The 14,487-nt window shown below is 62.8% G+C and carries 15 protein-coding genes and 1 pseudogene; 7 read left to right on the plus strand and 9 right to left on the minus strand.

Annotated features, from left to right (window positions below; translation table 11 throughout):
• Positions 1-30 precede the first annotated feature (30 nt).
• Together OMP43_RS12895 and OMP43_RS12900 are read right to left on the minus strand one after the other, a co-directional pair.
• Positions 31-714, minus strand: coding sequence for a Fic family protein (locus tag OMP43_RS12895; RefSeq protein WP_245652742.1), 684 nt, complete (start codon positions 712-714; stop codon positions 31-33).
• A complete protein-coding gene (locus tag OMP43_RS12900; protein ID WP_280280047.1) occupies positions 711-1,712 on the minus strand; it encodes a site-specific integrase in 1,002 nt (333 codons plus the stop codon). The genes OMP43_RS12895 and OMP43_RS12900 overlap by 4 nt, the downstream gene beginning before the upstream one ends.
• Before the next feature lie 156 nt (positions 1,713-1,868).
• On the opposite strand from OMP43_RS12900, the gene OMP43_RS12905 reads away from it, so the two are divergent.
• The 4 genes and pseudogenes from OMP43_RS12905 to OMP43_RS12920 all read left to right on the plus strand — a co-directional run.
• Complete coding sequence (locus OMP43_RS12905; RefSeq protein ID WP_062787835.1) at positions 1,869-2,114, plus strand: AbrB/MazE/SpoVT family DNA-binding domain-containing protein; 246 nt, start codon at positions 1,869-1,871, stop codon at positions 2,112-2,114.
• The gene (locus tag OMP43_RS12910; RefSeq protein WP_062787837.1) at positions 2,111-2,500 is read left to right on the plus strand and encodes a type II toxin-antitoxin system VapC family toxin; all 390 of its coding nucleotides are present in this window, start codon (positions 2,111-2,113) and stop codon (positions 2,498-2,500) included. The genes OMP43_RS12905 and OMP43_RS12910 overlap by 4 nt, the downstream gene beginning before the upstream one ends.
• A complete protein-coding gene (locus OMP43_RS12915; RefSeq protein ID WP_245652744.1) occupies positions 2,497-3,357 on the plus strand; it encodes a restriction endonuclease in 861 nt (286 codons plus the stop codon). Before OMP43_RS12910 ends, OMP43_RS12915 begins: the two co-directional genes overlap by 4 nt.
• 84 nt (positions 3,358-3,441) lie before the next feature.
• A pseudogene (locus OMP43_RS12920) lies at positions 3,442-3,714 on the plus strand (HU family DNA-binding protein); the annotation flags it as partial.
• Positions 3,715-3,944: 230 nt separating this feature from the next.
• Here OMP43_RS12920 and OMP43_RS12925 read toward each other — a convergent pair.
• Positions 3,945-4,478 (minus strand): hypothetical protein, encoded by a 534-nt coding sequence (locus tag OMP43_RS12925; RefSeq protein WP_062787839.1) that lies wholly within the window; start codon positions 4,476-4,478, stop codon positions 3,945-3,947.
• Positions 4,479-4,594: 116 nt separating this feature from the next.
• Here OMP43_RS12925 and OMP43_RS12930 point away from each other — a divergent pair, with 116 nt between their 5' ends.
• On the plus strand, positions 4,595-5,692 hold the full coding sequence (locus tag OMP43_RS12930; RefSeq protein ID WP_062787841.1) for a DUF4238 domain-containing protein: 1,098 nt from the start codon (positions 4,595-4,597) through the stop codon (positions 5,690-5,692).
• A 46-nt stretch (positions 5,693-5,738) separates the two neighbouring features.
• Here OMP43_RS12930 and OMP43_RS12935 read toward each other — a convergent pair whose 3' ends face one another.
• Both OMP43_RS12935 and OMP43_RS12940 read right to left on the minus strand, forming a co-directional pair.
• On the minus strand, positions 5,739-7,142 hold the full coding sequence (locus tag OMP43_RS12935) for a HEPN domain-containing protein (protein WP_280280048.1): 1,404 nt from the start codon (positions 7,140-7,142) through the stop codon (positions 5,739-5,741).
• Positions 7,139-7,675 carry a hypothetical protein gene (locus tag OMP43_RS12940; RefSeq protein ID WP_062787845.1) on the minus strand — a complete coding sequence of 179 codons (537 nt, stop codon included), beginning with the start codon at positions 7,673-7,675 and terminating at the stop codon, positions 7,139-7,141. Before OMP43_RS12940 ends, OMP43_RS12935 begins: the two co-directional genes overlap by 4 nt.
• Positions 7,676-7,802: 127 nt before the next feature.
• Between OMP43_RS12940 and OMP43_RS12945 the strand changes: the two genes are divergently transcribed.
• Both OMP43_RS12945 and OMP43_RS12950 read left to right on the plus strand, forming a co-directional pair.
• Positions 7,803-8,717, plus strand: coding sequence for a hypothetical protein (locus OMP43_RS12945; RefSeq protein WP_062787847.1), 915 nt, complete (start codon positions 7,803-7,805; stop codon positions 8,715-8,717).
• A gap of 52 nt (positions 8,718-8,769) precedes the next feature.
• On the plus strand, positions 8,770-9,546 hold the full coding sequence (locus OMP43_RS12950) for a hypothetical protein (RefSeq protein ID WP_245652746.1): 777 nt from the start codon (positions 8,770-8,772) through the stop codon (positions 9,544-9,546).
• A gap of 62 nt (positions 9,547-9,608) precedes the next feature.
• Here the strand turns inward: OMP43_RS12950 and OMP43_RS12955 are convergent, their stop codons facing one another.
• The 4 genes from OMP43_RS12955 to OMP43_RS12970 form a co-directional block, all read right to left on the minus strand.
• Positions 9,609-11,231 carry a hypothetical protein gene (locus tag OMP43_RS12955; RefSeq protein WP_280280049.1) on the minus strand — a complete coding sequence of 541 codons (1,623 nt, stop codon included), beginning with the start codon at positions 11,229-11,231 and terminating at the stop codon, positions 9,609-9,611.
• A 13-nt stretch (positions 11,232-11,244) separates the two neighbouring features.
• Complete coding sequence (locus tag OMP43_RS12960; protein ID WP_280280050.1) at positions 11,245-12,903, minus strand: hypothetical protein; 1,659 nt, start codon at positions 12,901-12,903, stop codon at positions 11,245-11,247.
• Between the two features lie 174 nt (positions 12,904-13,077).
• The gene (locus OMP43_RS12965) at positions 13,078-13,758 is read right to left on the minus strand and encodes a sigma factor-like helix-turn-helix DNA-binding protein (protein ID WP_280280051.1); all 681 of its coding nucleotides are present in this window, start codon (positions 13,756-13,758) and stop codon (positions 13,078-13,080) included.
• A gap of 48 nt (positions 13,759-13,806) precedes the next feature.
• Positions 13,807-14,445, minus strand: a complete 639-nt coding sequence (locus OMP43_RS12970) for a hypothetical protein (protein WP_280280052.1) — start codon at positions 14,443-14,445, stop codon at positions 13,807-13,809.
• Positions 14,446-14,487: the final 42 nt, after the last annotated feature.

Below are 14,487 nucleotides of genomic sequence, written 5' to 3' on the forward strand. Positions count from 1 at the left end.
ACTCTAAAACTTCGAAGCTGCCCGGGCCGCTTACGGCGCGATGCCGCTCGCAGGCCGGTCAAATGGTCCAGCCAACCAGGAGCTCAGATATTCGGCGACCATCGCGAGAAAATGCTCGCGCTGATCAGGCTTGGCGATCGTGAACCTCTCCAGCGGCCAAGCCAGAAGCCGGTCGAATGGGCGCGGATGGATAGCGAATCGCGAGGCGAGCGGAACTTCCAGCTCGGCCGCCGCCGCGGCGAAGAGGGCGCGCTGGATGTGGCCGTTGCCGTCGAGAAAGGGGTGGATCTTCCCAAACCAGCAGAAGAGGTGGGTCAAGGTCAGGAGCTGGACAAAAGGTGTGGCGGACCGAGCCGGGACCAGCTCGCGCCGAACCTCGGAAAGCATGAAATCGAGCGCGGCAGTGACCTTCTGAGGTTCCTCGAATGCGAAGCTCTTCTTGAGATCGAAAATTTGCGGGGCGCCCATGCGCCGTCCCTCGAGCGAGGTGCCGACCGTGCCCCGATAGGTGCCAGCATATTCGGGGTAACCGGACGGCGTGAACTCGGCAAACAAGGCTCGATGCAGGTCACGCGGGTCGGTCAGAATGGACATCCGATAGGTAGGGTCGGCGAGGATACGCTGCTGAAGCTCGGCGCAGGCCCGCGTCATTGCCGCATCATAGTCCGGCATGGCGTAGGCCTGCCATTCTGGCGCCACGCCGCTCGGCGTCATAAGAACTCCTCGCCGGCATGATCGTCGAAGATCGCCGCATCGCGGACATAGCCCGCGACTGTGTCGAGCGACTTGTGCCGCGAATGGTCCTTCATCTTGAACAGGTTCGCACGCTTGGCGGCCGCCTCGGTCAGGAACCCCGCGCGCAGCGAATGTCCGGAAAACAGGCCCGGGTCGAGCCCAGCCGCCGATGCGCAGGCTTTGACCAGCCTGGCCACGGTCTTGTCGGTGATCGGATCGACTGTGAGCGCGTCACCCCGTGTCAGCCGACGGAACACGGGGCCAGTCCGCGGCTTACTGGTCGAGGGATCCAGACCCTGCAGATCGGCAGCCTGAAGCCAGTCGGTGAGAAGTGCCACGGGCCGGATGTGGCGGCCCTCGGGGATCGCAATCTGCTGGCCTTCGGCCACCTGATCGCCTTTCGAACGCGGGATCGTGATCCGCACGCCGGAGGCCTTGAAGGCGAGATCGGGCAGGAGCATCGCGGCGATCTCCGAACGGCGAAACGCGCCCGCCATGCCGATCGCGAGGATCGCGCGGTCGCGCCTCGCGCGCAGGCCGGTGCCGGCGATCGTCGCGAGCATGGCGCTGAGCACGTCGGCGGCCGCCGGCGCCTTCTGGTCCTTCTTGCGCGCATATTTGCGGCGTACGCCCGCCATCATCTGGGCGATGACGCCGGCGGCGTCGCGCGCGCTCGGCGAGGCGAGACCTGCTTCCTTGTGATGGTGATTGATCGCAGCGACGCGGCGGCCGATCGTGACTGGCGCGATGCCGGCTTCGGCCTCGACATGCGCGAACAGCGCGACGATGTCGGGGTGTGCCGGCAGCGCTTCGACGTTGCGCGCGTCACAAAAATCGCAGAACCGCTCCCAGTCCGAGGCATAGGCCCTCTGGGTCGAACCCGCCTTCGAGGCGGCGAGCGTGTCGCGCGCGCCGTCAATCTCGGCGAGCAGGTCGGCGGGCAGGTTGGTCGAGATCGGAAGCAGGTCGCGCGCCATCGGGAGGAGCCTAGCCGAGCCCCCTCCCGATGCCAATTCTTATGTCCGAGAATCGCATTTATCGGACATAAAAGTCCGATGGAGTGTCTCGTGACATAAAGGTGGCATTATGGCATAGAATGGCTTCTGGTATTCAGCTTTTCTAGTGAAGCTCGGATGACGATACAGGTCAATATCACGCCGAATGGTCGGATGAGTCTGCCAGCCGACCTGCGCAAGCGCTTGGGCCTGTCCGAGGGTGGCGCGGTGTTTCTCGAGGAGACCGAGGATGGCATCGTCCTGAGAACCGCAGCGCAGGCGGTCGCGCACGCGCAAGCGATCGCCCGTCGCTTCACTGAAGGAAATGCGGACGCCACGGTTGATGCTTTCCTGGCCAATCGGGTGGCAGAAAGCGGCGAATGAGCGAGGTCATTCTGGATGCCTCCGCGCTCGTTGCGATGCTGAAGGAAGAGCCGGGCGGCACGAAGGTCGCCGGGTCGATCGCATCTGCGCGGATGAGTATGGTCAACTACGCCGAAGTCGTCAGTCATTTCGTCCATCTCGGCATGCCGGAGCGCGATGTGGATGCCATGCTCGACCCGCTGCCGCTCGAACTGGTCAGCCTTGACAAGGGAACCGCCCAGATCGCCGGGCGTCTGCGCGCGATTACAGCCGATGCCGGCCTGTCCCTTGGTGATCGCTGCTGTCTCGCGCTCGCGGTACGCGACGGCCTACCCGCCTGGACCGCCGACAAGGCTTGGCGGACGATCGCCGATCGAGCCAGCGTCAAGGTCGTGGTGATCCGATGACGAGCGGCGTGCGCCCCATCGACATGATCTTGCTCGACGAGCTCTTCGAGATGGGCGGCGGCTATGTCCTGGACTTCTCCGACCGGACGATGCGTGAATTCTTCGCGCAGGAACTGAACGTCGACATCGACGATCCCTGTTATGCGCGCAACGGAACCTCGAAGGCGAAGCGCCTGCGCACTTTCCTCACCATCGTCGATTCCCCAACGGTTGTCCGAACGCTGCGTGCTCTTTGGGATTACCGTCAGGCCATCAATGCCCGCCGGCGCGCGACCGACAGCGTCGCCAATGGCGAAGGCCGGTTGCTCGAGCTGATCGGCCGTCTCGAGGGCAAGCCAGCGGCACCCGAGACCGCCCCGACACCCGCTTTCAAAGGACCACAGATCGCCGAAGCCCGTAAAGCTCTTCTCGCGATTTGGGATCTTGCGCCCCAGCAGCGCGGCTTTGCCTTTGAACGTTTCCTGCGCGATACGTTCCGGCTCTTCGGCCTCAAGCCCCGGGACAGTTTTCGCCTGCGTGGAGAGCAGATCGACGGCAGCTTCGATCTCGCCGGCCACACCTATCTGCTTGAAGCAAAATGGGAGGCCAAGCCGACACCAGCGGCCGATCTCCACGTTTTCGAGGGCAAGCTCGGCGAGAAGGCTGCTTGGTCCCGCGGCCTGTTTGTGAGCTACATTGGCTTCAGCGAAGACGGGCTGCACGCCTTCGGGCGCGGCAAGCGGATCATCTGCATGAGCGGCGAGGATTTCGATGCCATGTTCGAAAAGCTGTTGCCAATTGATGAGGTGCTGAGTCGCAAGGCGCGCCGCTTCGCGGAGACGGGCAATCCTTATGTCCGGGTCCGCGATCTTTTCTAAGGCTGGCAAAAATACGAGCGCGATGGCGCGCGATGAGCGCCGAGGCTATGAAGCTGATCGGTAAACTAGGAAAGGCTCCCCGAGAATAACAGCGATCTTGCCGACTATCTCGCTGAAAAGGCAGGCACCAGCAAAGCAGACGCTCGCAAACTAGTCGATGGCCTGTTCACGGCGATCGCGGACGCCGCCGCCAAGGGCGAGGAAATCGCGCTCAATGGCTTCGGCAAATTCAAGGTGAAGGCCAGTCCGGCGCGCGAGGGCCGTAACCCCGCCACGGGGCAGACCATCACCATCGCCGCGTCGAAGAAACTCACCTTTACGCCGGCGAAAGCGATCAAGGACCGACTCAACGGCTGATCCTTGTGCCGGTCAGCGTCAGGGCCACCCGTTCTGTCGGTAGGAACCGCTGGCCGGCCAGTCCTCATAACCCTATCAAAAAGCTCGACCTAGATTGCGTTGCTTGACGGTGGATCGATGAGGTCGCCTGAGCCAATGCGATCAAGACAGCGACCGGAAAACTATTGCAGATGCCGGATCGAATGGCGCGAGCAACAGCAACCGAACCTGATGGCTCGACGATCGGAGGATCACCGGCGACGTAGCGCCGCCAAGGCATCCGGCATGATCGTATAAACCGCCTCCCGCTGGGCGCCACGGTTCTGATGATTGACTCTATAGCCCTGATAGTGTCGTCGCAGGAGGCCGCCGCGGCATAGATCGGACACCGCACGGCTGACATTGCAACGACCCGACCGGCGAACGCGCTCGCGCACCTTTTCCTCGACCAGACGCTCTGCCTGGGCCGGATCGGTCGGGAGTTCATCAGCCTTTTCGAGTGCAACTCGCACCGTTTCGATCGTAGAACGACGCCATGGTGAGCGCTGCGCGATGGGAACCAGTGCGTCGCATAGCCAGTCACGCACCGGTACGGCGTCACCGTTTACAACAACACTCGGCCCGGCGCTGCCCTTCTCGTCAGCAACCTCCGCGAGAAGCTGGAGGAGCATGTAAGAGAATTTCGGACGCTGTGAGGCGGCAGCGATAGCGGCCATCAGCGATGGCGTGTCCATCGCTCGTGCAGGGTTAGCGGTTGTCTCGAACAGATCGGCCTGATGGAACATAGCATGAATCTACGCTGCCTTTGCACGGATGTGAATCCCACAATGACGACCGACAGCATTTTTCTCACGGAAAGCAGATAGAAGGCCAATCCAACATGCAGCAGACAGCCAAGTAGATGGCCGACAACAAGAATCAGCACTTCGTCCCTCGGATCCATCTTCGACCGTTCACGGTCAACGGCGATGGATTGGCGATCAATCTGTTCAATCTCGACCGCATGAAGGCCATTCCCAACGCGCCCGTCAGGAATCAATGTTCAGGCGACTATTTTTACGGGCAAAATAAGCTTCTCGAAAACGCGATCAATTTCATCGAGGACCCATACGGACCGATCGTCCGCCACCTGTCCGAGGGCGGCACGGTCGGATCCGCGGTCAAGATCGTCATGAAGCGCTTCATCTATCTCCAATATCTGCGGACGGAAGCCGCCTCGCTGAAAGCGAGCGAAATGGCGCTGGCACTGCAAGACGTTCCTGGGTCCGACCTTCCCGTCCCCACGATCAAAGAGGCATCGAAGGAAGCCGTCCAGGCGGCCATGCTGAGCTACAAGGACACGATGCGGATCGTCGACGATCTGACGCTTTGCATCGTGCGGAACCGGACAGGCCTCCCCTTCTTCACCTCCGACGATCCCGCCGTTCTGACCAACCGCCTGCATATCCAGCGGCCGCGCAAGGGCCGACCGAGCTTCGGGGTAAAGACTGCTGGTGCCATCTTTTTCCTGCCGCTCTCACCGTCGCTCTGCGCAATCCTGTACGACGGTGCCGTCTATAGCTCTGGTCATAGCGCGCATTGGATCGAAATCGATCGGCAGGGGGACATTGAGGCGCTCAACGCCCATCAGATTCTTGGCTGCTGTGCCAACGTGTATTTCCGGGAGTGGGATGATCGCGACAAAATCGCGACGCAAGTGGAAGCTGCGAAGACCGGGAGACCTGCCACGCGCCAAACGGTCACCCAAGCCGTCCTCGAAACGACAAGCGATTGGGGCGAATATTACGCCGTCAGGAAGCCTACTGACATCAGGAGCGGCGAGAAGGTGCTCGTCCGTGTCGCGACCAACCACCCGGCCCCTTCGACCTGGCCCGCGTTTCTGCGCTTCCGATCGAACGCGCACGCCTACTCAAATGACACCGGCGCTGGCTTGACCCGACGGTGGTGTCTTGAGCAAGGATTCGTGCAAGGAAGCTGCTATCGAAAGATCTCGGTCTAGCATGACGATGCGCCGATCGATGTGACGAGTGGCATCACCGGCGATCTCACGCGACATCGCCCAGCAGATCGCCCATGACGTTGTTCGCGGCCGGTGTCCAAGTCGTCAGCCGTTCGGCAATCGCACAAAAGCAGCGCGTGAAGGCGACCTGACCGCGATGAATGTCAATCGCGTGGTCAGGTTCGCCAGTATGGACGATGGAACTGCGGGCGTAATAGATGGCTAAGACGCTGGCCTGATAGCTCGCCAGCCCTGGCACACCCTTCATGCAGATCCCGATCCGGCGTCGCAGGCGCTCGGCAATCGCGGGGGCATATTGGTCGGTGAGCAGCGTCTCGAACGCGACCGCTAGCGCGACGATCGCCTCCGCCTCGTTCGCGCGGGCACTAAACGACTGTCGGAACCAGTCCAGGGCGGTGAGCAGGCGGCGATAGAGGCGGTTCTCCGGCTTCGAGTGCGTCGCGAGATTGACGTGGCGGAAGTACCCCCGCTCCACCGTGTTCAACGCCTGAGTCACCTTCGGCGCAAGCCGCCTCATGCGGGACGTCGCCAGTGCACTGGTGGAGAGCGTCGCAGCTACATCCGATAGTTTCGCCAATTCGAGCTGGGAGACATTCATGGGCACACGGCGGGTGGACATCGGGCGGCCGCGGATCGCCTCACCGATCAGATAATGGGCGATGTCGAGCGTCTCGAAATTGTTGACGAAGGACGAGTTGTGGTGCCGATCGAGCGGTCCGACTGCCTCCTGCGACAGGCAATGCAACATCAGCAGGTTTGCCGCCGCCACCCTGATCTTGAGCGAATAGATGAACTGGTTCTCGTACATGTCGCCAGTGAAGGACGTGACGCGGACCAGCATCAGCGGGTTCTTCCCGAACCATTTCGCCGTGTAGGCAAAGTGCCGGAAATCCGATTTGTCGATGCGCTGCTTCACGCCGAGACCCCTTGCCATCCGCTCGATGCTGGCGACCGCCGCATCGAACGAATTGCTCTGGGTGCTGACCGCAAAGCCCGCCTTCTTGAAGACTGCTTCGGAGCGGAGCTTACTGTCTTTCGCGAAAATCCCCGGCATTTCCATGCCGAAGCCGGTCAGGGGATAGAGGACGAAGCCCGGCCTGTCGGCGCCAGCGGCGGCGAGTCCGGCGATGACGCATGCGGGTACATCACCGCTCCCATTCTTGGCGATATGGAGGATATAATCGTCGAGCAGCGAGCGCCCGATGTAGAACTCATTGGACCACAATGTGCGCGCGATCGCCGCGCGGAGCTGCAGGATATGATGCTCGATCGCCTGGCGATCCTTGGCCGACAGCTTCTTCTCGTCCGTGACGAGATCGTCGATGCTGTCGAACTGGCTGAGCAGGTTGTGCTTGGCCTTCAGGAAATCGTCGGACTGTTTGAGCTTCTTGCCGAGCGTGACAGTCAGGCCGCCGAGCGTCGCGGTCATTCGCCGCCCTCGCTCTTGCGGGACGCCTGCCATTGCTGTGCTGCCACCTCGATGTCGAAATTCTCGATCGACAGACCCACGATCGTGTTGATGAAGGTCTTCGCCTCGGCAATCACGGCCTCCGCCTCTTCGGGATTGCTGAAGGCACCTTGATGTACCACCGCATTGCGCACCGCGTTGATCTTCTCGGCCGATGCCTTGAGCACCTTGCCGATCGGGCTCTCGTCCGGGGTCGCGAAATAGACCGGCACGAAGAGCCGGGTTACCTTGAGCGGCAGGCCGTTCGCCCAGCGCAGGAACATGTCGACGATCGTGTCATCAAATTCGGTCTTGCGAGCCCATTCCGTCCGAATGGCGTAGTTGGCCGCGATCTCCGCTGCCGTCGCGCAACGGACAATCGCCGCAGATGGCTCTTCTCGAAGGTGTAGTCCGGATAACTTGGTCCACTGTGACTGCAATTTTTCGAGATCGGTGCGCTCATTGTAGGGCTTCGACGATTTCTTGCGATGCGCGTTACCGTTTGCCTTGGTCATCTGCCCCCCCAATTTTGCCGCACTCTGAACCGGACAATCTCTTCAATATCTTTTCTACAGCGAAGGTATAGCGTGCGATGCTCGGGCAGGTTGATCGGAAAAGCCCGGCGCCAAACAGGGGGATTGAATGACCGCAGTCGCGGCGACGAACGTCTATTACATCAAGCTCGGCCGGGGCGGCGATTGGGAGGCCGAGAGCATCCGCGACGGCGTGCTGCGCTTTGGCTATCGCGAGGCGCCGCACGATCTTTGCGTAGCGGGCGACTGGTCGGGCGTCTGGGAAGCGATGAAGGAGCGCCGGGGGGACGCTGGCGCGGCGACCCGCGATGTGAAGCAGATTCGGGCATTCTACGAGAGCGCCGAGGATACCATCTTCATCACCTTTGTCGGCGGCCTGCTCTACTGGTGCCGGCCGGCTGGCGACATTGAGATCCTGTCGGACAATAGCCACCGCCGCGCGACGCTCGATGGCTGGCACAGCACATCGATCGGCGGGAGCCTGCTGACGACCGATCGGCTCTCCGGGCGATTGCTCAAGGTCCAGATGTTTCGCGGGACGATCTGCGACGTGGGCGCGGCCGACTATCTGCTGCGCCGACTGAGCGATGAATTATCTCCAGAGGTGGCGGCAGCCGAAGAGGCGGAACGCGCCCTCACCGCGGCGATCATTCCCCTGATGCGATTGTTGACCTGGCAGGATTTTGAATTGCTGGTCGATCTCGTCTTTTCGAGCAGCGGGTGGCGCCGGCTCAGCCAGGTTGGCCGAACCCAGAAGACGATCGATCTCGAACTGGTGCTTCCGAGCACCGCCGAACGGGCCTTCGTGCAGGTGAAATCCCAGGCCACGCGGGCGTCGCTCGACGATTATGTCGGTCGGCTCGCCGAAGCTGACGCGTATGACCGGATGTTTTTCGTCTGGCATACCGGCAACATCCCGGAGAACGGGGGGCCGGAAGGCGTGATCCTGCTCGGGCCGCAGCGACTCGCGCGGATGATCCTCGATGCAGGATTGTCGTCGTGGCTCCGGGAGAAGGTCTCGTGAGGCTCCACATATCTGCACTGTCGCTAGCGCGGCCTGCGCGAAAGGACTGAGCGTGGACTACGAACCTTATCCCGATGAGATGGAGGACGAGCCTCGCTATCGTCCAGTAGCGGACATCGGCCACGCCGAGCTCTACGAGGCCCTGATGACACTCGCCGGGTTTGGCGAGAACCCATTTCTGGCCATGCAGGCGAGCCAGCTGTGCCTGGTCGACAACATGCTCAACCGCGTTGAGCAGGAGATTCTGGAACGCCAGCTCGATGATGAACCGCCGCGCGGCCGGATGGCGCAGCTCTCCGCGCTGACGCCAATGTGGATCTATGCCGCCTATGAACTGCTGCGCACATGGCGCCAGCGGTGCGAAGAGGTGATCAAGCTCGCGGAAAATGGAGGGATCAGCCTGAAGGCGACGAACCTCGCACGGGAACTCGGCTACCGGCACTACGACCGGGAACTTCGGGCCCAGCAGCTTCGCGACGCGCAGGAGCGACCAGAGCTCGTCGATCAGATGCGGATCGACCTCCGCCGAACGGAAATGGGCTTCACCAGGCTCGAGTTCCTGCGCGTCGCGCTCGCCAAGCATGAGGTGAGCAAGAAGGGGAACAAGAAGCCCATCGCCTTCGCGCCCGGGCGGGCCACAGTCGACCGCCACTGCGGCGCGATGCAGTATGAGCTGAGCAACGGTGGCGCCATCATCGACTATGTTTCGCGCAGGGAGGTCGCAGAGACCATCCGATATATCCCGGAGTTGGAGAACCCGAGCGACGAGGATCTTGAGGGCTTTAGGGCCTACATGAATCCACCGGATGTCGAACCGCCGACTCTTTAAGATCACGAGTGCGCCTGCGATGTCGATGAGATGAACGGCCCACGGCAGAAGACGCTCGCGAGCTAGTCCGGGACCAGGATTTCCATCGCTGCGAGCTGAGCTACCAGCTCCGCCCTGGTGATTGGTACATTGAACCGCCATTCAAGCAGCCGCACACCGTGACGGGCCAGGAGCCCCCGCTTTTTCTCATCGCGCAATTGGGTGAGCTTGAGCCCTTCCTCGCCGCCAAAGAGCGCCACGGGCGCGTAGTGCTGCTGTCCCTGATACTCGATTGCAAGGCCCAGCTCCGGCACATGGATATCGACGGACTGCATGCCGAGGAAGGCCGGCCGCCATTGGTGAACCGCCGAGGGCCATAGGGTGCGAACGAGGTCCAGGAGGGCGACTTCGGAAACCCAGCCCAGTCCGATCTCAGGAATCGACCGCTCACGGCGGAACGCCTCTTCGGCCGCGACCATAGCGGTCGCAAAAAACGCCGATGCCCCCGTGTCGGCGGCGCCGATGTTGATCGAGAAGATCCGGCCACGCCGGGCACCATGGTTCGTGAACTGCGCCATATGACGCCGATAGGCCGCCCAGTCGGAAGCGGGCGGCATGGGCGGTATCATAGTCGACCCGAAATCCGGTCGAAGCCTGATCATCTCCTCCAGGACTGGCGGCTCCAGCGTGAATTGCGCATCGAGATGAGCGAGGAACGCCTCGAACTCCTCCAGCAGCCGCCCGACGATGAGCGAGGATTCCGCATGTCTGCGCGCCAGTATACGGATGTCCTGCGCGCGCAGGGGCGATCCAGTCAGGAACCTGAGATAGATGACCTCGTCGAAAAGCGGCTCACGATCGCGGCCTGGCACCGCATCGACCAGCGCCAGTGCCTCCTCGAGCCGGTCAGCTTCGGTGAGTTCCAGAACGCGCTGCCAATGCGGATCAGGGTCCCAGGGTCTGCCGTAGAGATCGGGGAGATCGTCCGGGAGACCGGTGCCGTCAGCGCCGCGCCATTTCTCGCCGAGCAGGCGCGCCTGCAAACCGTAGCCCCGGGCGCGCTGGTTATCCTCCCAGACACGAGCAATCGGCAGGGCCGGATCGAGAGGATTGGGCTCCCAGGATTGGCCTTGGGCGATCCCTTCCGGACGCATCACATAGCCGATGTCGAAGCCCGCGGCCGCGTAATCAGCCATGGCAAGATCGCCGATTGCTTCGACGATGCGCTCAAACAGGCAGACCTGATCTTGCCGAACTCCGATCGAAAGCAGGACGCGCCCGCGCGCCGACGTCTGTCGGGACAGGCCCGGAGCGTGGGCCGAAAGCTCGATGGCGCGCTGCCGCCGAATTCCCGGCCCTTCGAGGAAGTGAATCCGGTGGGTGATCTCGTCAGGGAAGTCGGGATAGGTCAGGGGGACCGGCGTCACCGCCTTGGGCACGCGCTTCTTGGGCGGCGCCTCTGGACCATATTCCGTCAGCAGCTCACCGCAGAGCGCCGATAGCCGCGCGAAATGGACGGCCGTCGGCGAGCCTGCGTCGCGTTTGCCAGCGAGCGTCGTGTAGAGCTTCTGCCACTTTGCCAGATCCTTGCGGTAGAATTCGCGGGACATCCGGCTGCGCAACGTGTCCTCGTGGAGCTTCGCCGCCTCACGGAACGCCTGAAGACCGGCATCTCCCTCTTCCGGTGACGGGGGCTTCAGCACCACGCCTCTCGCCTCGTCAGCCGAATGACGGCGAGCCGTCGGCCCAGCCGGACGCCTGCCACAGGATGTTGAACTGCTCCTGCAATTGCGGCTGCATCGGCGCGGCGAGATCGGCGACCTGAAGCTCAGGCAGGAAGAGCTCCGGCTTGCGGATCCTGCGGCCGCCGCCGCGGGCGCGCGTCAACTCGACATCCTCCACCCCGCGGAATGCGATGCCGGCGACGGCCGGACCGGTTAGCCCTACGTCCGCGAGCACGCTGGCAAGCCGCTCGAGATGCATAGCAATCGATGCTTCCAGCTCGCGGCCATCCACGAGGATTTGGGGATCATCATCGATCCGGGCCCCGATCATCGCCTCGAATTCGATCAACCCGGGGCGGACCAGGCGGGTACGCCACCGGGTCTCCGGGTTATTTTCGGTCTGGATGAGCGGCAGCCCATAGCTCCACCACTGACGCTCATCCGAATTCGACTGTACCCGGGCCTGGCTGTCAGGGGGAAAGCGCAGCGCCGCTGCAAGGGCGGTCTTGGGATCGAGGGTCGGCCGGTCCATCGCGGCCAGCGGCACGATGCGCAGCGTCATGCTGGGCATGGCGACGATCTCGGGAAGCCCGCCGCGCATGCGATCCATCTCCAATTCCGAAATCGCGGTACGCGCCGCTTCCCAGCGGTGATCGACCTGCGGCGCCGCAGGGGCCGGCGGCGCCACACGAATCCGGGAGCGCCCCACCTTCTCGAACGCATCGATCGCGCCGATCAGGGTTCCGGCGCGTGTATTGAGTTCCCGGATCGCGTCCAAAGTACTCTGCTGCATGCCGTGCCGCACATCATAGTCGGTCTTCGGCCAGGCCATGTTGGGGTTGCGGCCCATCACATGAATGCGCTCATAGACCAGCTCCATGAGGGACGTGTTCGCCGCGCGCAGCGCCATCGCAGCCTCCTGCAGGGCCGCGTCCTCGAAATCGAAGGCTGCACCAGTCCAGGTGGCTGCCATATCGTCTAGCGGGTCCAGCGCCTTGCGCGGATAGGGCGTTCCGAAATTGTGCTCGCGCAGGAACTGGCGCAGCAGCTCCGGGATCTGCAGGCGGTAACGCTGCAACAGTTCGACGTCGTGGGGATGCGGCTCGGCCGGCGGCGCAGTCGCCCGAAGGACCTCGTCGTCCAGGATCAGGCGAAGGGTGCTTTCCAGATCCTTTTGAAGCCCAGCCCGGGCCGCCTGACGCTCCTCGTCGGTCGCATCGGCCGGGCAGTGAAAGAGGATCGGCCGTTTGAAGTGGGTAAGGTCGAACGGAAGGGGATGCTCGTCAGGATGGCCCATGGCCGTGTTCATGACGCCGATCATCCTGCCCCACCCGCGCGATTTCAGCGCCCAGCCATGTTCGAGCAGGACGTTGGGGTTGGGCGAGAGCTGGCCCTTGGCGCGCGTGGCAACGTGCGTGAGGTCGGACAGGAAGGCGACTGCTCTGTCGATCTTGCCGAAGATGGTGTCCGCGAGCGGTGGCATCCCCGGCACATCCACGGTGTCACGATCGGCGCGAAGCTCACGATCGGCAGGGTCGACGTCCGCGTCTGCATTGACGGCTCGTATGGCGCGGTCGAGCGCCCACTGGATAAATCCGCGACCGACCCGGTTCTCCGTGTCGCTTTGCCAGGAATAGAAGATATGGTGCGGCATTCAGGTGGCGATTCTCGTCGTTATTGCGGACGTCCTCGCTAACATGCCTGCCTGGTCCAGGCATTAGCGACGCACTTCCCTCGTGGAATGATTGTCATCAATGACACTTTACCTGTTAGTGCTTGGTAGAGTGTCATTGGCGACATCTATCGGCAAATCACCGTCCAGTCCCGTTCAGGTCGGCGGCGGCGCCCGAAGACGCTCGATCAATGCATCCACTTCGTCCATTTCCGTCTCGAGACCGACCAGCGCCGCCCGCAATCGCATCAGGACGAAATCGTGCGGCAAGAAATGCCGGGCAAGCCAGCCACGCCGGTCAATATGAGAGATGCGACCGGTCAGCGATTCGATCGCACTGGCGCACCGGTCACGATCGGCGAGGGCAGTATCGATCTTGCGCTGCCACGCCCTCGTCCGCGCCTTGGCACGGCGTATGTCATCGCGCTCAGCCTTCGCGGCAATGCGTTGCGCTCTCGCCGCCGCCGCATTCTCGACCTGCTCGCACCTAGCGCGCTGCGCGGCCGCCCGCTCCTCGCGCTTCTCGAGCGCGTAGCGCCGGACCGCCGGGCTGCCCACCGGCCCGACCATGCGAACGAACCAGCTCAATCTGCGCCGCGCCTTGTGTTCGATCTGCGAAACACGCTGGCCGGAAAGACCCATGACATCGCCGATCTCGCGGAGCGTTCGGAGCCGGCCCCTTCCAAGCCCATGACGATGGCGAATGACGTCTTCCTCCTGCGATGTCAGAAGCGACAGTATCGTGTCGATCGCTGAGCCGTGTCCGGCCCGGTTCGCCGCCTCGAGCGCTTCGATCGCCTGCTGTCCCATTTCGGCGGCGCTCCCGAGAATGTCCATTCGCTGCTCCTCCTTCCGCCAGCAGGCGGCCACCGTCCAGCCGAGCGATCAAAGCGGTGCCAGCCGTGACACCATCGGCTGCGTCTTCAGATTTCCGCCCGGCCGACGGTGCAGATCGATGATACGGCCTGCCGCCGGCGTGAAGTCCATCAACCCGGCCACCGTCTCATAGGATGTGTTTGGCCCGAAATAGCGCTTCGCGCCGTGCCACTTCCGCCCCTCGATCAGGCGGACCCGGTACGTGCCCGCAGGCACCGGCAGGGACACCCGGTCATTGGCGGCAACATAGATCGACAGTGCATGGGTGTTCGTATCCGGGTCCACCAATTGCTCCACAGCGTTGGCATCAGCGGCCGCGATCGTGAGATGGCTTCGCGCGACCAGACCTATCACATTGCCCGCGACCGTTACCGATCCGCTTTCCGGAAACGGCTGCGCCGGCTCAAGATCAGGAATCCAGCCATGACGCTGCGCGTCCCCATAAAATGGGATTAGGATCAGCAGCAGGCTGAGCACCGGCAGGGCGAAACGAACAGCGATCGCCGCCGCCGACGGTTGCCGGCGATATCGCTGGTGGCTCGGATCAAGCCAGGCCGCCTCGATCCGCCCCCTTCCCTCATTCCATCTCGTCCGGTTAGCGCGCTGTCTGTAGCGCTCGCGCATATAGTCGCGATCATCAATGCCCATTGAGCAGTCGCCTCCTGCCGAATGTCCGGGCCGCTGACGTCT

This window comes from Sphingomonas sp. CBMAI 2297, from assembly GCF_029870595.1.
GTDB lineage: Bacteria > Pseudomonadota > Alphaproteobacteria > Sphingomonadales > Sphingomonadaceae > Sphingomonas.